14 protein-coding genes and 4 pseudogenes are annotated in these 18,833 nt (G+C 57.2%); 13 read left to right on the plus strand and 5 right to left on the minus strand.

Going from position 1 to position 18,833, the window contains the following annotated elements:
• Nucleotides 1-93: 93 nt before the first annotated feature.
• Complete coding sequence (locus tag DWB23_RS15005; protein WP_121743594.1) at nucleotides 94-2,301, minus strand: amino acid permease; 2,208 nt, start codon at nucleotides 2,299-2,301, stop codon at nucleotides 94-96.
• Between the two features lie 296 nt (nucleotides 2,302-2,597).
• Nucleotides 2,598-3,068, minus strand: a complete 471-nt coding sequence (locus DWB23_RS15010; protein ID WP_121743595.1) for an Lrp/AsnC family transcriptional regulator — start codon at nucleotides 3,066-3,068, stop codon at nucleotides 2,598-2,600.
• Nucleotides 3,069-3,362: 294 nt separating this feature from the next.
• Here DWB23_RS15010 and DWB23_RS24045 point away from each other — a divergent pair.
• A pseudogene (locus DWB23_RS24045) lies at nucleotides 3,363-3,850 on the plus strand (DUF7529 family protein).
• Between the two features lie 180 nt (nucleotides 3,851-4,030).
• On the opposite strand, the gene DWB23_RS15020 reads toward DWB23_RS24045, so the two are convergent.
• Nucleotides 4,031-4,426 (minus strand): CopG family ribbon-helix-helix protein, encoded by a 396-nt coding sequence (locus tag DWB23_RS15020; RefSeq protein WP_121743596.1) that lies wholly within the window; start codon nucleotides 4,424-4,426, stop codon nucleotides 4,031-4,033.
• 103 nt (nucleotides 4,427-4,529) lie between these two features.
• On the opposite strand from DWB23_RS15020, the gene DWB23_RS15025 reads away from it, so the two are divergent.
• The 10 genes and pseudogenes from DWB23_RS15025 to DWB23_RS15070 all read left to right on the plus strand — a co-directional run bounded on the left by DWB23_RS15025 (nucleotide 4,530) and on the right by DWB23_RS15070 (nucleotide 13,612).
• Nucleotides 4,530-5,357, plus strand: a complete 828-nt coding sequence (locus DWB23_RS15025; RefSeq protein WP_121743597.1) for a hypothetical protein — start codon at nucleotides 4,530-4,532, stop codon at nucleotides 5,355-5,357.
• A 366-nt stretch (nucleotides 5,358-5,723) separates the two neighbouring features.
• The gene (locus DWB23_RS15030; RefSeq protein WP_238717463.1) at nucleotides 5,724-5,969 is read left to right on the plus strand and encodes a hypothetical protein; all 246 of its coding nucleotides are present in this window, start codon (nucleotides 5,724-5,726) and stop codon (nucleotides 5,967-5,969) included.
• An 88-nt stretch (nucleotides 5,970-6,057) separates the two neighbouring features.
• Nucleotides 6,058-6,447, plus strand: coding sequence for a pilin (locus DWB23_RS15035; protein ID WP_275086314.1), 390 nt, complete (start codon nucleotides 6,058-6,060; stop codon nucleotides 6,445-6,447).
• 42 nt (nucleotides 6,448-6,489) lie between these two features.
• Nucleotides 6,490-8,253: a hypothetical protein gene (locus DWB23_RS15040; RefSeq protein WP_121743599.1), complete on the plus strand. Its 1,764-nt coding sequence runs from the start codon at nucleotides 6,490-6,492 to the stop codon at nucleotides 8,251-8,253.
• A gap of 459 nt (nucleotides 8,254-8,712) precedes the next feature.
• Complete coding sequence (locus DWB23_RS23530; RefSeq protein ID WP_238717464.1) at nucleotides 8,713-9,114, plus strand: hypothetical protein; 402 nt, start codon at nucleotides 8,713-8,715, stop codon at nucleotides 9,112-9,114.
• On the plus strand, nucleotides 9,115-10,323 hold the full coding sequence (locus DWB23_RS15050; protein WP_121743600.1) for a hypothetical protein: 1,209 nt from the start codon (nucleotides 9,115-9,117) through the stop codon (nucleotides 10,321-10,323).
• A gap of 5 nt (nucleotides 10,324-10,328) precedes the next feature.
• Nucleotides 10,329-12,401 (plus strand): annotated as a pseudogene (locus DWB23_RS15055) (VirB4 family type IV secretion system protein); the annotation flags it as partial.
• Nucleotides 12,397-12,801, plus strand: a pseudogene (locus DWB23_RS15060) (DUF7437 domain-containing protein); the annotation flags it as partial. The pseudogenes DWB23_RS15055 and DWB23_RS15060, both read left to right, overlap by 5 nt.
• Before the next feature lie 71 nt (nucleotides 12,802-12,872).
• A complete protein-coding gene (locus tag DWB23_RS15065) occupies nucleotides 12,873-13,178 on the plus strand; it encodes an AbrB/MazE/SpoVT family DNA-binding domain-containing protein (protein WP_121743601.1) in 306 nt (101 codons plus the stop codon).
• Nucleotides 13,175-13,612: a PIN domain-containing protein gene (locus tag DWB23_RS15070; protein WP_121743602.1), complete on the plus strand. Its 438-nt coding sequence runs from the start codon at nucleotides 13,175-13,177 to the stop codon at nucleotides 13,610-13,612. Before DWB23_RS15065 ends, DWB23_RS15070 begins: the two co-directional genes overlap by 4 nt.
• A gap of 42 nt (nucleotides 13,613-13,654) precedes the next feature.
• On the opposite strand, the gene DWB23_RS15075 is transcribed toward DWB23_RS15070, so the two are convergent.
• Both DWB23_RS15075 and DWB23_RS15080 read right to left on the minus strand, forming a co-directional pair.
• Nucleotides 13,655-15,304: an MBL fold metallo-hydrolase gene (locus tag DWB23_RS15075; RefSeq protein WP_121743603.1), complete on the minus strand. Its 1,650-nt coding sequence runs from the start codon at nucleotides 15,302-15,304 to the stop codon at nucleotides 13,655-13,657.
• A gap of 312 nt (nucleotides 15,305-15,616) precedes the next feature.
• The gene (locus DWB23_RS15080; RefSeq protein WP_162989839.1) at nucleotides 15,617-16,510 is read right to left on the minus strand and encodes an alpha/beta fold hydrolase; all 894 of its coding nucleotides are present in this window, start codon (nucleotides 16,508-16,510) and stop codon (nucleotides 15,617-15,619) included.
• 84 nt (nucleotides 16,511-16,594) lie between these two features.
• Between DWB23_RS15080 and DWB23_RS15085 the strand changes: the two genes are divergently transcribed.
• Nucleotides 16,595-17,266, plus strand: a complete 672-nt coding sequence (locus DWB23_RS15085; RefSeq protein WP_238717466.1) for a helix-turn-helix domain-containing protein — start codon at nucleotides 16,595-16,597, stop codon at nucleotides 17,264-17,266.
• A 909-nt stretch (nucleotides 17,267-18,175) separates the two neighbouring features.
• Nucleotides 18,176-18,826 (plus strand): annotated as a pseudogene (locus DWB23_RS15090) (DNA-binding protein); the annotation flags it as partial.
• Nucleotides 18,827-18,833: the final 7 nt, after the last annotated feature.

Below are 18,833 nucleotides of genomic sequence, written 5' to 3' on the forward strand. Positions count from 1 at the left end.
CGAATTCACGGACATATGGCCGAAGCAACGTCTCGATAAACGGTTTGCCGACACCACGAATCAGCCCCTCACCGGAGGCAGATCGGATCTCCCTCAGAACACCGTGCGCTCGACGAACCGACGGAGCGGGCCGGCTTTTCCTCGCTTCGATTGGACCTGAATCGCTGTGCAGTCGACACTGTCGATGATCCTGTCCGCCGGCCGACCGAACAGTGTCCCCTGAATTCGCCCGCCATCCGTCCCGATAACGAGTATATCGCCGGTGTTGGTCACCGAAACGAACTCCTCTTCGGGGTCGTCGGTCTCGACGATCGAGCGGTTGACGGGGACTGAACACAGCGACTCGAGTTCCGCGAGGTACTCGTCTATCGTCTCGCGTTGCGTCTCGGTCGCCCCGTCATCGAGCGGGTACAGCAAGGTAATACTGCCCCCGGCCTCATTCGCCAGCGCGTTCGCGACGGTGATTTTCTGCGGATCGAAGGGGCCGCGGTCGGTGACGACCGTGACGGAATCGATCCGATCCAGGTCGCGCTCCTCGACGAGCAAGACGTCACACGGTGCCTTGCGGGTGATCCACTCGACCGTCGTTCCGAATATCGGCGCGTATAGCGGATCGTCGCTTCGCTCAAGGAGGAGGAAGTCCGCGTCCTCGTGGTCAGCGAAGTTCGCGATCGCTCGCTTCGTGTCGTGGCTAACGATCTCGCCGTAGTTTATCGGCACGTCGAACTCCTCGGTCAACGGCCGCGTCCGCTCTTCGAACTCGACATCCGCGGGAGACTGCGTTTCCGATGCCTGTTGGAGCGGCACCTGGTCGGCCACTTCGTCGAACTGAACGACGGTGACGCTCCCGTCGTTCTCGCGGGCGATATCGGTAGCGATCCGCAACAATGTGCGCTCCCGGCGCTCGCTCGTTGCCTCGGTGATCGCGACGAGTACCTCGTAGCCGTCGACCGCCTCGACGATCGACTTGGTCTGTTCGACGGCCTTGCGACCGACGCTTCGCCTGACCACGTCCGTCGCAGCGCCCTCGCGCTGGACGCGGTCTCGCGCGTAGTAGACGTACCACAGCACCGACGCCGTCGTGATGACGACAGCGCCGACGAGCGGGATCGTTCCCATGTAGCCGATGAGCAGGAATCCGCCGGCGATACCGACGAGTTGGGTCCACGGATAGAGCGGTGACTCAAAACTCGGATCGTACTCCCCGACGTTCCCCTCGCGGAACGCGATAACTGCGCCGTTGACCAGTGCGAACACGATTATCTGGAACGCGCTCGCCAGTTTCGCGATCTGGAGTATCGGGACGAACGCGATGAGCACCAACATGACGGCACCGGTGAGCGTGATCGCTCGCACGGGCGTCCCCCACTCGTCGTGGATCTCCGTCAGGGACGGCGGCGCGAGCTGATCTCGAGCCATCGCGAACGGATACCGAGACGACGACAGGATCCCAGCATTGGCCGTACTAATCAGCGCGAGGACGGCCGCAATAATGACGGCGATCACGCCAGGCCAGGCAAGCGTCGCCTCGGCCGCGTGAATCATCGGCACCGCGGAGTCGCTCAACAGATCGGGCGGCGTTACGCCGACCATAACGACGACGATGAGAACGTACAGGAGCGTAGTGAAACAGAGCGAACCGAGAATCCCGAGCGGGATGTTCCGATCCGGGTTCTCCACCTCCTCGGCGACGCTCGCGATCTTAGTTACGCCAGCGTAGGAGACGAAGACGAGACCGGTCGCGGCGAGGAGACCGCCGGATCCTTTGTCGAAGAAGCCGTTGTAGTAGGTGCTGTCCGTCGACGGGAGTCCCCCGACGACGAACCACACCATCGCCGCGAGCATCACCGCGACGATGGCGATCTGCAGGCGTCCGGTCTGTTTCGCGCCGAATAGATTGACGAGGACGAGCACGGCCGCGAGCGCGAGCGCGACCGGCTTCACCGGCAAATCGAACAGGTACAGCACGTAGGGGACGCCGCCGACCAGTGCCAGCGCGCCCTTGAACGACAGGGAAAACCAGGTGCCGACGCCGGCGATAGTGCCGAGCAGTGGTCCCATGCCCCGCTCGATGTAGATATACGTGCCGCCGGCCTCCGGCATCGCCGTCGCCATTTCGGCCTTGCTCAGAGCGGCCGGTAAGACGAGTACGCCGGCGAGTAAGTAGGCCAGAATGACTGCTGGGCCCGCCGTCTTCAGGGCGAGGCCGGGGAGAATGAAGATTCCACTGCCGATCATCGCGCCGATACTGATCGCGATGACCGCAAATAAGCCGAGGTCTCGTTCGAGTTCTTTTGGCATTGGGTAGTGAGTTCGTCAGTCGTTCGGCGACCGCGTCGGTACGGGACTCGAGGCCCGTGTGCTGCCAACCAGCAGGAGATGGGAAGATGGAGATTGTCTCTGGCACATAAGTGGTTCTGTATGGATGGGTGACCTCCGGATCCGCATAAAACCGCCGATAAATTCGGGATCCAACAATCAGTACCACGTTGTGTTGCGGACCCGTCCAGGGGACGTGAGAGAGCAGGACGACGCGAATCCGTTACTCATCGACCGGACGGACCCGCTCAAATGACGACCAGCAACAGCGACCGATACTATAGCTCATCTACGTCGAACCCGTGGAAGGCGCGCTCGTACTCGTTTCGTATGAGGTCCTCGTCGACGACTTCGAGGCCAAGCTCGTCAAGGTCTCGGCCGATCCGACTGAGGTCATCGCTGTCCGCTCCGATCGCTTCGACGTGGACGTTCTCGGTGCCGGTCATGACCTCTCTGACGGCGACGACGCCGGGCACTTCCAGGGCCTCCTGCGCGAGCGCCTCTCGATCGGGGATCGGCGCGGTGCAGACGATGAGCGTCTGCAACTGATAGCTGGCGGCCTCGTAGTTCACTTCCGGCCGGTAGCCGGTGAGGATGCCACCCTCCTCCAGATTCCGGATTCGGTTGCGGACCGTGCTGGCCGAGACCCCCGCTTTTTCCGCAATCCCGCTCGCCGACGTCTTGCGCGCGTCCTCCTGCAGACAGTAGATGATCGTTCTGTCGAGATCGTCGAGTGGCTCCTCGCTCATACCCCCGAGTAATCGGCCGATCAAAAGTAATTTTTCCTGTGAATTCGGCGCAATACCGCGCCGATATGAGCAGTGTCGTTGGGCGGAGGCGAATCGAAAACTGATTCCGACGGCTCGAACCGGCCTCGCTCGAGTCCGCCGCCGATCGGCTTCGTATCGCCGGGAGAAGAGAGGCGATCCCGGCCCGGCGCAGGGTCCCATCGAGTGAGGTAACGCTTTTCCTCTCGAGGTCGTCGAACTCGAGTATGACGAGACGAACGCGAACGGAGGACGGCGGACGGTCCGGAGTCGCCGATCCGATCGGCGACCACTGACCGGTCGAATCCGGAAGATTCCCTGTGGGACAACCTGCTCAAGGACGCGCGAGCCATCGCCGAGGACGGCTGGGACGCTGTCGTCCTCGAGCCGGTCGAGGAGGCCGAGCGAACCGGACTCGACGTCGACGTTACCGTCGAGGAGTACGAACTTGTCGCCGAACTCATCGATGACGGGGACGTCATGATTTCCGGGGCCGACGTCTACTATCGACCGCTCGCCGAGGAGGATAGTGACCGGCGAGTCGCCTTCACGGCCGAACGCGATGAGGTGAGTGAGACAGCTGTCTTCGTCCCGCTCTCCTACGACATTGAAGACTGCCGATCGGTCTTCGAGACGCCGCTCGTTGAGGAGCAACTGCTGGTTCACGTGACGGCTGACCCGACGACGGATGGATCATTTTCTCCCACGACGCCCCGTCCCTGTTCCTCGAGGAAACGGACGCTCGTCAGTGGAGCGCGAAGTGATCGGTGGTCGGAGCTATAGTAGCCATTGAAAGTCACTGCACACCCGACCGCACGATTGCTGTGCGATCAGTATCAGTAGTTGATATCACGGTTTCTTTACCAAGAGTTGGACGTGAAACTCGCGGCAAGTACAGGTGAAGAACATAGCGAGTGTCCATCTCGGAGGTTTCTGGCAGATCGTCATTGCTCGTCGTCCCGGATGACCATCACCTTGACCCGATTTACGCCGTCAAAGTCGCGGAGTCGGTAGGTGAGGTTACGTACCTGCTCGACTGGTCCCCGACAAAACAGTGATTCGAGGCACCACTCCCCTTGGTGCGTATGACTCGTATTGAGAATAACGTCTTGGTACCCGTGTTGGACTGCGTGGAGTTCCTGTATCACCTCGTGGTGGCGATAATCGAACGCGACGAGCGCGACGATCTCCCCGCTTGTCTCTTCAAGGCGGGAGTGAGACTCGATGTATTCCAGCATCGCTTCTCGGACCGCTCGCGACCTGTTTTCGAGGTCCTGTTCTTGCCAGACTCGGTCGAACTCTTCGACTACTTCGTCTGGAATATTGAAACTCGTTCGCATAGTTACTGGCTCGTCGGGATTCTACAAGAAGTTCTCGTATGACGATTCACCCATTTCGGTATTAACAACCGTTATTCACGTCGGTAGCAGATTCTCAACCAGGATGTTACACGGCGAAGCACTCGGTCTCTTGCTTGGAGCGGTCGCTCTCGGTGCCGTTCATGGCATCGAACCAGGTCACGGATGGCCCGTTGCCGCTTCGTACGCTCTCGACCAGACGAACAAGTGGGTGTACGGGTTCGCGGCGAGTCTCATCATCGGCGTCGGCCACCTTATCAGCAGTATCGCGATGGTGGGTGTGTTCTTCTACGCGAAGGACTACTTCAACCTCACGCAGGTCAACGAACCGATGACGATACTCGGTGGTATCCAAATCGGCGGGCCAGTCAGTCTTGTTGCCGGTGTCCTACTCATCATGCTTGGGATTCGTGAATACTCCCACGGGCATTCTCATGGCAGTCACGATGATGGCCACTCCGACCATCACAGCCACGACCACCAACACGATCTGAACGAGCATTCCACCCATTCTCACGAGCAGGGCCATTCGCACGACCACAACGATGGACTAATCACCCGTTTGAAAGGCTTCGTTCCCTTCGTCGGTGGGCACTCCCACTCACACGATGACCCGGAAGAGACCGCTGACCGTGGCCTCCTCGGGATCGCGTGGTTCGCATTCGTTCTCGGGTTCGCCCACGAAGAGGAGTTCGAGATTATTGCGCTGTGTGCCGGGTCAAACCACTGCCTCGAACTGATGAGTGCGTATGCCCTCACCGTCATCGTGGGTATCGTCGGATTGACGATGCTGTTGATTGCAGGCTACCAGCACTCCGAGGAGAAAGTCGAGCAGTACACGCCGTACCTCCCAGCATTTTCCGCAGCTGTCCTCATCATCATGGGATTTGCTTTCATCATTGGGGTATTCTGACTTGCCTGTTCAGTTCGCACGTGTAGTGTTCGTGTGTTTCACGCTAAAATACATCTGAATAATAGGATTTCAACACAGCCAGAATTCAGTAAACGTCCGTCTATCGATTATCCCTCGGTCACAAAGAGAGTCATCTGAGAATTAAATAGCAGTACGTTTTACATACATATTGACGGTGTAAACGCCAGTGAAAGTATAATTGTTCTCTGCGAGCTTCCGCCTGGTGAGAACCAGTGGTAAAACATCAATGGACTCAATTCAGGACCGACTCGCTCGAGAAGTATCTTCTCTCGAGTTTCTGCAGTCAGCGAATGATCTGTGAGTAAGAAAATGGTGAAGCGAACTACCACTACGACTATTTCGGTTATGCCCGCCGACGCCCTGTTTCTCAGTTGGGCGACCGGTATTAACGCATCGGGGCTATTCCGCGAGGCACTCGCCGAGCAGATGACGTACCGTAACATCGAGCGAGACAGGCTCGTCGCACTCATCGAAGAAGCACTCCGCGATGAAGATCGTGATCTCGACGACCTGATCGACCAGACCTCGTGCCTCGAGGACCTCGAAAACATCCTCAACACACCAAACGTCAACTCAGTTTCCCATGAGTAATCGTTCATCCCCCACGGCGACTGAATCGTCCAGTGAACACCCCGCTACCAACGAGAAGTCCCCTACGTCTCGTAAAGCGAGACTGCGAGTGCAGTTGCTTTCCACCTCTATTCCACCACAGCTTGTCTCACTCGCGACTGGACTCCTCTTGTTAATTGTTGCAGTAGGTCCAGCTACGGCTCAAAGCGATGTCGGAGACGTTTACTGCGGCACCGGCGTTGAGACTGGTATCGGGATTGTTTTCGGTGCGATTGCTGGACTCGGGCTCCCTGCAACGGGCTTCTACGTTTGTCGAGCAGGCCTCTCGTACATGCGTGCGGGTGGGAACCCTGAGAAAAAGAACAACGCCAAAGAGCGGCTAGTTATGTCTGGTATTGGGTTCGGCATCATCGTTCTCGCCCTCATCTCGCCCGAACTCATCGACAACGTCGGAAGCCAGATGGGATTCGACTTTTCCAGTTGTGTCAAACCATTCTGAATTCTGCCATATTCGAACACAACCTCTCACACCACATTGTCGATGACCATACTCCGCCCGGTGATCGTTGTCGTCCTCCTCGTTACGAGTAGTCTCATCATTGGGCTGATGGACACCACAGCATCCGCCTCACCAGATGCGAACTCGAGTACAGCGCTCCCCATGGACGGTCCTGATTATGGTATCAACGAGTCTCGGTTTCAGCTGTTGTGGTCGGAAGATACAGATCAGGCGAACCTCTCGAGTGACGATCTAACAGAGAACGCGTCCTCGCCTGCGGAGTTCTCACAGGACCTCTCGCGATCGACGGACTACCTGTTCGACGACCCGATCGAGGATGTCGAACGTTGGAATAGCGGTGACTTCGACGACTACGCCGCTGGTGATGAAGAGACATCGATCCACCCCGAGGCAGCAGCCCTTGAGAATGGACGCTTCATCAAAGATGCACACAGCAGCATTTTCGCAGTCAACCCGCCGACGGTTCTCCAGTCAGGGAACGAGTCGACGACGTATATCGCGCCGGAGGGTGAGGTTCTCGCGGTATCCGATTACCGAGTCGCAGTGCCAGACGACAGTGAGAGCAGACCAGTACGGGACGAATGGTCGCTCGAGGAGACCGATCTCGAGAGTATCAGCCTCGAGGCTGATGGCCAGCAACTCGATTCCAACGCAAGCCATCGGTCGCTCCTCGAGTACAGCAGCCTGTCAGGCGACCCAACGCTAGCAGTTGAAGCAGAGATCTCCGCTCAACTTCGTCAGCAGGAGCGGACGTGTGACGAGTATAATCAGAGCACGGACTCCTGTGAGGGTTCGTGGGAGACAGAAATCAACCACCCCTCCGAACAGTTCACAGTAACTGACTCGGTCAACATCACTGTCAATCGAGTCGACACCGCCGATGGAAACCAGACGGCATTCGAAGCCGATGACGAGCAGACTGGCGCTGTCGTTCACCCAGGCACTGTCTGGTCAGGGATCGATATCGACGACAACACACAGGTTCGCGGGAATTGGCGCTTCTATTCCTCAGGTACAGACGGATGGCACACGATGGTCTCACGCACCGAATCAGGCGCGACTCGAACGAATTCTACCGTTCGTCCGGCGCAACTCTACGCGGTACCAATGCAGGCGGAACCAGACGTGGCGGGTAGCGCGGCCGATACTGTCGAACCACCACTCGAGATCGAAGACGCTTGGGGGAGTGAACATCAGGGTCCGTCTCTCGGTGACGACATCGACGTTACGCCTGTCAATCAGTACGTGAATACGTCGTCCGTTGCACTGCAGTCGGAATCCCTCGCAGCAGATTCGTTCGACACGGTGACCGTTCACGGAATCGTTCGCGGCCAGTCACAATCAGTCTCGCTCGAGAACGAAGGGACTGTTCGCGAAACGAATCTCAAACTGACCGTTCTCGAGGCCAATTCCTCGGGAGCGGTCGTCGAAGCAGTAGTTACGGAAAACGCGACTGGAGAACCGGTGACGACCGGACGCGTGGAAGTCGGCAACCAATCAGCTCCCGTCAACGCCAGTGGAATGGCCCGCCTCCAACTCGAGGAGCGACCATCGCTCCTGGTCGATGGAACGTACGTTGCTGAGGATTGGTGGCGTGCGGAGACGATGTACGCTAGCGCAGAGAATCGGGCAAAGATCCCACCGAAATATCCGAATTTTGCTCAACTCGTCGAGTTAGCGCTCGTGACGCTGCTCTGGTTCCTACCAGTTATTCTGGCCGTCTACGGGTTTGACTACCTGACTGACGGCACGTTCCTTGGACTTACAGATACCGATGACAGATAACAATCCAACTCACGAGAGTCGTATCGCTCGCCGATCAGTCCTTGCCACCATCGGACTCAGTACCGCCGGTCTCGCAGGCTGTACGTCGGACTCAGATTCAGAGCCTGCGAACAACAGTACGGAGGACGGCTCTGGACTCAACACCGAAGACAGCGATGTCTTCACGAACGTCGAGATGAACGACGAGAGTCTTGAGGTCGGACTGGGGAGAGTTCGACCGAATTCATCAACCTCGTCGACCCAGATGGCGAGTTATTCGATCAGGCTCGTCTCGAGGATAACGGCACCGAAGTCTCGTTCGAGATCCTCGGCAGGTTCGAAGACGATATCGCCACTGGTGAGTATGAACTCGTCGCCCTCGAGAGTCTTGAAGCCGATGAAGCGATTGACTCGACGACGATCACGCTCGATGCAAAGTGCACAATCACCGACGTGCTCTGGGCGGCAGAGAATCCCGAGATGGACTGGGAGAAGGAGTCCACCATCTGGAATGAATATGCTGCTGTCGTCATCGAAAACAAGGGAACGATTCCGTCCTTACTCAGTGAACTCGAGTGGGCAGGAGCTCCAGTTGCTCACCTTCAATCGAAGGACGCCCAATCATACTATCACGAAGTACGTTTGCCACCTGGAGAGACAACTGTCTACTCTGCGGATTCGGTATACGGTACCGAGGGAGCCGTGCATTCACTCGACTGTGGAGAACTCGAGATAGAACCAATGACTGTGACAGCGATCACTCAGGTTGGGCCTGACCCATCGTATACTCAGGAAATCAAATATGGTGATGGACAGTCGTGTGAGCTATCTATTGCTGAGGGGAGCCCCGGTGAATCGATTTCTGGTGGGGGTGAAAACTGAATGCCATGGCTGCAGGACCAGGTCGAAGATGGGATTAAGAACGTTCTCCAAGACTTGACTGATGCGCTTCTTGGTCTTGCAAATGACATCTATGAGGCGCTCTTAAGCCCAATTGTCGGTGTTCCAACCCCGGAATCAGACTCTGGGTATATGGTCGTCAGTACGCCGGATAATGCACCATGGGATAGTCTGTACCAGGATGTCTATCTGGCGTATATTATGCCGTTAGCGATCATGCTGATTGTGATCGCGTTCGCGTTCATTGGACTTCGTGCAGGGTCGATGAGTGCGTATCGTCGAAAGCGCCTCATGAGACGGTTAGGGATCGTGTTCATGGGAACGTTCGTCTGGTTCCCGTTAGTCTCGATCCCGCTGCAGTTCATCGATGCAATCGGGATGACGATCGCCCCAGTAGAGGATATGTCTGCAGGGCTCGATGGCCTCATTCAGTCCTCTCTTGGAGGTATGTTTACAATTTTGGCGATGGTCGTGATCTCAAATTTTTTCTTAGTAGTTGCAGGATTCGTCGTTGCTCTTCGCTGGATTGCAGTCTGCATACTGACCCCCTTGATGCCACTCTTGGGTGTCCTCTGGGCGCTCGATGTCTGGCCGTTTAGTCCAGCTGCGAATATGGCACGTCAAGCTGCCGGGATTTACCCTGGGTTAGTACTTGCAGGAATCCCACCGGCGATCCTGTTCCGGTTTGGATGGGAAGTTGGCGGTCTCGAGTCCTCTGTGAAGGGGCTGTTTTCGCTCTTCATCGGCTTGATGTTGATTCCCGCGGCAATCCTCGCGATGATCATGACCGTCTACTGGAGTAGCCCCGCCGTTCGAACGATCGCTCAGAAGAGCGTTACTGCAACGAACCCAGCATCGGCTGCTGCTGGTGCTAGTAAAGCAAAAGCTGCCTCTGGGAGTGCCGTACGCGGCGCTCGAAACGTTCATCGTGGCTATGCCAACGGGAAATTCGGCCCAGTAACGAAAAGCGGTCAGACGAAACTCGGGGGCAGTAGCTCGAAAGCATACAAACTCGGCAAATCAGCGAACTCGACGAGGGCGCACGCCAGTCAGTACAATACACTGCGGAAATCGGATTCAGGCCGAATACGCGACAAAGCCAAAGATGACGCCAAACGCGCCACACGGAAAACATCGGCCAAAGCCAAGCAAGGGCTCCGAAACACGAAAGAAAAGGTCTCGAGGTGGTAATCGTTATGAGTTCGAATACAGCAGATAGCGAGTACAATGCACGAAAGATTCACCAATCGCTAGGCGGCACGACAGCGTTCTTCCAGGGCTACACGATTGGCGAACTCATGCTGTTTCTCACAGTCGCGTTCGTCACCGTCATCGTAGCGACGTTCGTTCCATCCGCGCTCACGATCCCGATCCTCGGATTCGGATGTATGTGCACGATTCTCCTCTTCTTGCTTCACAAGGTCAAGCCTGATTACCTCTGGCTCACCGAGTGGCTCGTCGCTCGATTCGGGTGGGCGATCAAAAACAAGGAGTACACGCATGGCGGGGAGGACAACAGCGAAGTCCGCTATTTGACCCGTCTCAATCGAGTGTACCCACACGCCATCGAACGAACTGACGGTGCACTTGTCGGAGCCATGAAAGTCGAGCCGGCGAATATGGCCCTCGAGGATGATGACGCCTGGGCGAAGGCCGTCAAGTCACTCTCGGAGTTCGTGAATTCGACTGTCGACTTCTCCGTGAAGATCTACATCACTAGCCGCGAGGTTGATCAAGACGACGTCGTTCGCGAACATCAAAATCGGCTTGGCGATGCTGACGTTCGCTCACGGCCAGTTCTGAAACGCCTTCTCGAAGAGTACGTCGCAGCTAATACTAACGAAAACGGAGATTTGGACTCTGAGACGACCACGATCCGCGAGTACTATCTCATCACCGCGGTGACCGACAGCGACATCGAGCAGGTCGACGAAACCGGTGACAGCGTTCTAGCTTACCTTGCAGATGTACCAGCTCTTGGACGACTCTTCGGTCGCTTTCAATCTGAGGGGTTGAGTGAGTCCAGACGAGACCAGCTCAAAGAAGAGAAGCTAGAATCGCGACTCGCGCAACTCCGACGTGGTGGGTCGTCGCTCTATCGGTGTTCGATCAGCCCCGTCGACGCGTATGACCTCGCTCGAGTCACGAAGGAGTACTGGACGTGCCAGTCGCAAGATTACGCTGATATGACGAATGCGATTGGGACGTTCCCAGTCATCTCTCACGGCATCAGCGATGGTGTGCCAGCAACGCCAGATCCAGAGGATGTCATTGGTTCGATGGACAACAGCAGTGACGAATCTGAGGACTGGGAGTACTCCCTCGAGGATCTCGATGAAGAAGACGACGCCTCATCAGTCTCTTCGGAGAATCGTCTTCCAGACGCGTCGACGATGCACCAGTCAGTTATCGCGCCGTCGACGATCGATTGGGAAACAACCTACGCCGTGATCAACGACGAGACGTTCGTTCGCACGTTTTGGATCGAGCAGTTCCCCGAAGAACCGTCGGATGGACTCCTCGAGAGGCTCTTACTCGAGACCGATCTACAGACGGATCTCAGTATCCACCTCGACCCATTCGATAGCCAATCGGCTCAGGATATGATGGCAGATTGGATTTCGGACTTGAAGATCAACCAGCACGATTCGAACAGTCTCAAAGCAGAAGATCTGCAGGAAGATATCGACCAGGCGAAGTACATGCGCTCGCTCGTTCGAGCGAATAAAGCCTCGTTCTACCGAGGTGGTGTGTTCATTCGACTCGCAGCCGAGAGCCAGCAGGAACTCGAGAATCAGACGACCCGGTTACGGTCGATTATCAAGGACGCACCAGCTAACTGTACGCTCAAAGTCGCCAGTCGATGGCAGGAACGCGGGCTTGCGACCGTCTCGCCCCTAGGGAGGAACGAACTCGGTCGCGATCGCATGCCGACGCTGACCAATCAGGCCATTGGCGCGATGTTTCCGTTCTCATCGAACTACCAGATGATGGACGACGGTATCGAGTACGGCTATCACGGACACAACGGCTCTCCAATCCGAATCAACCCGTGGGACCTCGAGACCGGGCATAGCGAACTCGTTGTCGGGATGCCTGGCGCTGGAAAGACGTTCGGTGGGATCATGCGCCACCTGCGGATGATGAAGCGTCGGAACGACACGATGCTCGTTCTTATCGATCCCGTTGGTGGCTTTCGAGGGATTGCCGACGCACTGAACGCCAAAACGATCACTGTCGGTGGCGACACGAAAATAAACCCACTCGACACGTCCGCAGCAATTGACGGCCGATCCGATCATCATTGTCGAGCAGTACGTCCCTATCGTCATCACGCCGACAGTCTTGCATGCACTTGCACTCCAGGAAGTTGACGAGGACGTCGAGTATTTCATGGACCGCTACGGTGCTGGCAAACTCGTCGCTGCGCTGCGAGGTGCAGGGCTGCACTTCGCAGGGAAGACGACCCAGCGGATAGTCGCGACCGATATCGACGTTCGCGACACCGAAGCGATGATGATCATCTACGCGCTCGAGCCAGCGCTGACTGTTGGCCGGACACATGATCCGTTCTTCGAGCATCTGTTTCCGGATGTCCACGATCAGATGGATCTTTCTTCCCTTGACGAGGGAGATGGGGCCTCAACAGAGGCAGATTCCCACGAGTGAGGACGTTGGATGAGCGGGAGGGTTTTCTCACCGACAGTTAGTAGTACATAGAGACCATAGTACAACATAATATGTCGAGTAGTACTCGAGACCCAGAGGTCGTACGCGTCTCGCAAAAGGGACAGGCAACGATCCCGAAGACGCTCCGAGAGAAGTTCGGGATCGACACCCCTGGTGAGGTGTTCATTTACGAGGAAGACGAGCGAATCATTGTCGAACCGGTTCCGTCGCTCGAAGAATTAGGCGGGATTCACGCCGATACTGACCGCGAGCGTGGCGACGTACTCGAGCGGGTTCGCGAACTGAAACACGAGGAACGGCAGCGTGAAGAGGCCCGTGCTGACCGAGTCCGACCAGCTGACTCGGAGGATGAATGAGCGACCGGTACGTCTTTGACACCGAAGCGATCATCGCATATCTCTACGACGAGCCAGGTCGGAGCGTCGTCGAAGAGTATCTTCGAGACGTTCGCGACGGGGCTGTCGAAGGGGTGCTGGCAGAAACCAACGCTGGTGAAGTACTCTATCTCGTTGCACGCTTCGAAGGAATTGGCGATAAACCCACGACAGACTCACTTCGGACCGCCGATCGCGATCTCCGTGCGCTTGAGCGGTGGGGGATTCAAATCGAACGAGCTGACTGGCGGCTTGCCGCCGAGGTGAAGGCGGATGGTCACATTTCGTTCGCGGACGCCCATGGCGTTGCACTCGCCCACGAGAGGGATGCGACACTCATCGCCGGTGCTGATGACGACTTCGAGACGCTTTCGGTCGATGTCGACGTAGTCCGGTTTCGTGAGGATGGTGTATGACTACTCAATCAAAGATCTCTTCGATCTAATCCAGTTTTTCGACTACTCGCTGCGTGGATCTGTCTTGAGCGTTATTTCGATAATCTCACCAGGTTCGAGTTCCGCCGGATCCAGAAGGTGGAGAAAGTGGTCGCTTTCTCCCCCACTTAATACACGAGCCCTGACTGTCTCTTCGGAACACTCGAGTTTCGCGTCGATCGCATCGAGTCGAGCGAGGAGTTCTGCCTCAAGCGACTGTTCTTCAAATGATTCCGTTTCTGCAGGAAGCGTCTCAGTGTCAGATGCCACAGCGTCTGAGTCCGTCGACGTATACGGATCTACCGCAGTCCGTGCAAACGTTGCCTCGAGGGCGTCGAGGTTGACGCCTTCGGCCTCGAGATCGATCGATTCGCGTCGGTTGACATTCAACGTGGCATTAGCCTCGAGAGATTGTTCCTGTACCGCCTCCCAGTGGCGTCTACGAATCTGTCTCGCAGTCGCTTCTGCGATCCACCCGGGGGCGTTCCAGCGTCCATCTTCGTAGAGTCGGTGGACGTCCTGGTCGTTTGTTCCCCAGGTGAAACACCGATCGAAGCGGCGTTGAAACCGGTTGAGTGTATCGCCTCTTGCGTGTTTGATCACGACCTCGATCGGGGCGAGTGAGCAGACGACGTTGTCGATCGTCTCGAGTGTGGGATGGTTGCATAGCCGAACCGATCGCGTCGTACACTGAGTATTCGGGATGCCGTCACCGTTTCCCGTCGCGAGTTGGAGAAACAGCGCTCCTGGATCGTCGCCAATTGTTTCGAGAAGTCGATGGGAACTCTCGGTCGTCGGCGACTCTGGACCCGTAATCGTCACGCCACCGGCTTCGAGTACCTCCGCAGGTCGCTCGAACACTTCAACAGGTGTAACCGATGGCTCGCCGTATTCGAGTGCGTTGTACAGTTTGGCCGCCTGTCCGACGAGGGTGATCGGCAACTCGCGTTCGAGCGCCGTTGCAACGTGTGCGAGGAGCGTCGCGTAGTGGACGCCAGTGAGCGAGCTCGTTGCGATCACGACTCGTGAACCGGCGAACGTACGCTCGAGCACCGTCTCGAGTGACTCGTTGAGCGCGGCCGTGTACGAATCGTCGCTCGAGACGTTCAACAACACACAGTCGATATCGAACGGGTACGCGGTCTCGAGCCCTGGAAACCCGGCGCACGGTCGCGTCGTGAAATCCCCGGTAACGAGCAGGTGTTGCTCGGCGCTGAGGGGGTCGTCGCTCGCGTTCTCGTCGCGAAATCTGAGTATGAATCCGGCAGCACCAGGCGTGTGTCCAGCTGCAATCGGTCGGACCTCGAGCGTGGGGAGAATCGACGTCCACTCGTCGATCGGGTCAAGAGCGTCAAGCGCAACCGAGATATCGCCGAGGTCGTTGTCCTTCTGGGCTTCAGGTAATGCCTGCTCGAGGATCGTCGCCGTTGCAGGTGAGGTGTAAATAGGGGCGCTGTGTTGTACGTTTCTCGCGAGTGTTCGGTAGTGATCGATATGTGCGTGAGTGAGCAAAATTGCGTTCAGGTACTCGTCGTCGCCGAGCATGGATTCGACGTCGACACCGTCGCCAGCATCGACGAGAACACACGCACGCGTGCCATCCTCAGTGGTGAAGCGCAGGAGCGTCGACTCGTTGCCGCTGTGAACGTTCGCGTGTTGGTAGGAGACACGCATACGTTAGGGTAGCTTCTATTCAGTGTTGTATGAAGCCTAGCTTTTCCGTTGAACGAATCGGATATACGTGGTAGTCAATCGTTCATGCTGTGAGGGTATCACAGACAGTTCGTATACATTCTCTGTGACTACCCGGCAAACAGTAAGTCCAGGTCAAGTAGATAACGAAGTGCCGACCGATAGATCCAGGAAATAGCAGAAACTGCGTGCTGGATACAGAGGAGACATCCGGCAGACGGATTCGATTGAATAGTGACTATTTCGAGTACTCGGACGAAGATTTGAGAACCTCGGAGACATCTACAGCGAGTTCTATGCGAGATGCTGGATCAGTTCTTCAGTCACTTCTTCACGCTCGTTATGGACCCAGTGTGACGCATCGGGGAACATCCGGAGCTGCCCGTCGTTGCAGTATTCGACGCTCTCTTCGGCCATCGAGGGGCGGAGAGCGATGTCATCTTCGCCCCAGCAAATTAGCGTTGGCTGGGTAACAGTGTCCCGCGGAGGGCTGACTGACCGACGGAACCCCCGATACCAGTTAATCCTTGGCTCGATGCCGGTGTATTGCCAAGCCGTCTTGTAGCGCTTGATCGTTTCGCCGTCGAACGTACCTTCATTTGACGTGGTTTCGAGGGAATCGACCATATTGTCCATGTCGTTCCGACGTAAAAGCCATTCGGGGAGCGTAGGGATCTGGTAGAACCATACGTACCAGCTCCGGATGATCTGCTGGGGACTTGAGCGGAGGGTCTTTCTATAGACCGTCGGATGGGGGACGTTCAAGATTCCGAGGTGATTGACTATGGATGGGTGCCGAAGAGCGAGGTGCCAAGCGACAAAACCACCAAAGTCGTGCCCAACGACATGGGCTGACTCCTGTCCCTCGCCATGGATCAGCTCGCAGACGTCAGCTACGAGAGTCGAGAGCCGATAGGCATCGATACCGTCGGGAGCGTCGCTCAGATTACAACCCCGCTGATCCGGAACGACCACACGGAAGCCGGCGTCAACGAGCGGGCCGATCTGGTCGCGCCAGCCGTACCAGAAATCGGGATGGCCGTGTAGGAGGACGACCAGTGGATCGTCGGGGTCGCCCACGGCCACGACGTGTAATTGCAAGTCGTTAATTTCGCGGTAGGAGGATTCGAGCCCGTGTACAGTAAGTAACGATGCATCTGTGTCCGGGGACGTTTCTGTGACTGCCATCAACAGCGGTTGGGGCTCAAATCGTATTCCGTCGTTGTCGGATGTCCTAGTGCATTTAAAAGCGAGGCCGCCGCTGCACTAGCCATGAAATACCTTCATCTGTCGCTGCAGTACGAGCGGGAGGTCCAGCATCCGATGCAGCAGCTCCTGACTGATTCTGAGACTCTTGAGCGCAGTTGGCTCATCACGTGGAACTTGCTGGGTGAGGGAAACATCATCCATACGTTATTTTATCTTATCGGCGATCGGGAACGATACAAACAACACATTGCTGGTGCCGAGGGGACGGTCGACTACAATATTACACCCGTTGACGACAGCTCTTTCTACGCATACGTTCAGGAGCGTGAAAAGGAGATCTTCAAGCGCTTCCGGACAGCATTCCAAAAGCCGTCAGTGGTTGTTGTGCCCCCACTCGCCTATCGACCCAACGGGAGGGTAGACTTCAACGTCGTCGGCAAGCCTGAAGATCTAGCAGGGATTCTTGATAGGTTGCCTGACGAAATCACTGCAGAGGTGTCTGAGATCGGCGAGTACGACGTTCGCCCAAGCGTCCCTGCTGCCGATCTCACAGCCCGGCAGCGTGAGGCGCTTCGAGCGGCGGTTGAGGTTGGGTTCTATGAATATCCCCGGACCGGGAGTGTCGCAGACGTAGCCGAGATTCTCGACTGTGCAACGAGCACTGCCTCGAACCATCTACAGAAGGCAGAAGCACGGCTTGTCAGACGATTTATCGGAAATAGACGGCCCCGTTGAAACCCTACGTCGGTGGCTAGCTCTGATGACCCTGTGAACTACCCCACCCTATACCGATACTCGGGCGTGAGCCTGCTGTAGTAGAGTGTATGAAAAACGAGCGGCGTTGACGAGACGCAAAGCGTCTCGTTCGCACGCCAGAAATCGGAGATTTCTGGGGATGCTGTATCCCCTCCCTGCTCGCGTCTTCGACGTTCGCTGAGGAAGGGGGCTTAGCGCCTCAATTCAGCTAAAGCAAGCGTGGCAGCTCATTTTTCAGACGTCTCGGCGGCGGGTCAAGTGGTGGCGACCGCACTCGATAACGAGCGGTGAAAGCCCTCGGCCGCTCGACGTCCCGCAACCACGCTACGCTCCTCATACCTGCGGTGCTTGCGGGGTCGGGGGACGGCCTCGCCCTTTCTGAGTCCGCCAGGACGGTGGCTGCTTTGCCAAGCGCTGTAGCCGGATAACCAGAGGTACTAAACGGCCCGCCCCGCTCGCCGCTGCCGCCCTCCGCGTCGCTCACGGCTTCGCCGTTCGCTTCGAGGCGCTCCCTACGGTCGCGCCTCGCTTCGCTCGCGACCGACCATTCCGGGCGGGCTTCCGCTCCAGTGGGTGCGGTTCCTGCCGGGCATCTGGTTTCGGCGCCAGCACCAAGCGCGCTTTCGGTTGCGTCTCACTCGCTCCAGTGGTCGCTCGCTCGACGGACGCGAAACCGGCTTGTGTGCTGGCCGCTCGCTCTGGGCGGATCGATGCGCGGTGCTGGTTGAGTCTTCTCCATAGACGCTCTCGCTCGCGCCTTCGCTCGCGTCCCTGTGGGGCGCGAGCGAGAGCGCGCGATGGTTGAGTTGGTTGTTGTGGACAGCCACGGCTGGAGAGTCGTGATGTCGGAAGAAGACGCCGAGTGAGCGCCTTCGGATTTGAAACCCAATGTCTAGTAACAGCGCTAGCGGCAAGGTCGTTTCGGTGGATGAACAGGCATACGAACAGGAGCAGGCTCGAGACGAACACGAGGATGTCGTCGACGAGACGCCGACGTTCCAGGCGACGGTCGAGATGGAGATCCAGGCGAAGGTGGATGCGAACCACTCTGACGGAATCGTCGATACGAGCGACGATCGGATCTACGGCGCGACCCTAGCCCAGGAAGAGCGCATTCGGGCTCGAGAGGAAGAACTCGAACGCATCAGTGCCCAGGCCGAGTGCAGTCAGCAGCAGGGACGAGCGAAACGAGCGCGAGAGATCGCTGCAAAGCAGAGCGAAGAGCGGCGGGAGCGGTTCCAGAAGCGGGCAGCAAGTGTGGACCCGATGGCAGATTCGGAGCGGCCGGATCCTCGAACAGAACTCACACGAGAGGAGCTGGCAGCCGTGAACGAGCAGTCGATGCGGTTGGCCAAGCAGCTCGATGGCTGGTCTCGAGCGGCGATTAGTCGGCGGTTGAGTGAAGCTGTCGTCGGTGGCCAAGACCTGACAAGTGCGGTCGTCAACGTATTCGAGGAATTGCAGACGGCACCCGGACACGTCATCCCGATCGCGAAACTCGAGGAGGTCTCTCCGAAAGAAGGACGTATCGAAACCGTTCAACGTG

Source organism: Natronorubrum halophilum (genome assembly GCF_003670115.1).
GTDB lineage: Archaea > Halobacteriota > Halobacteria > Halobacteriales > Natrialbaceae > Natronorubrum > Natronorubrum halophilum.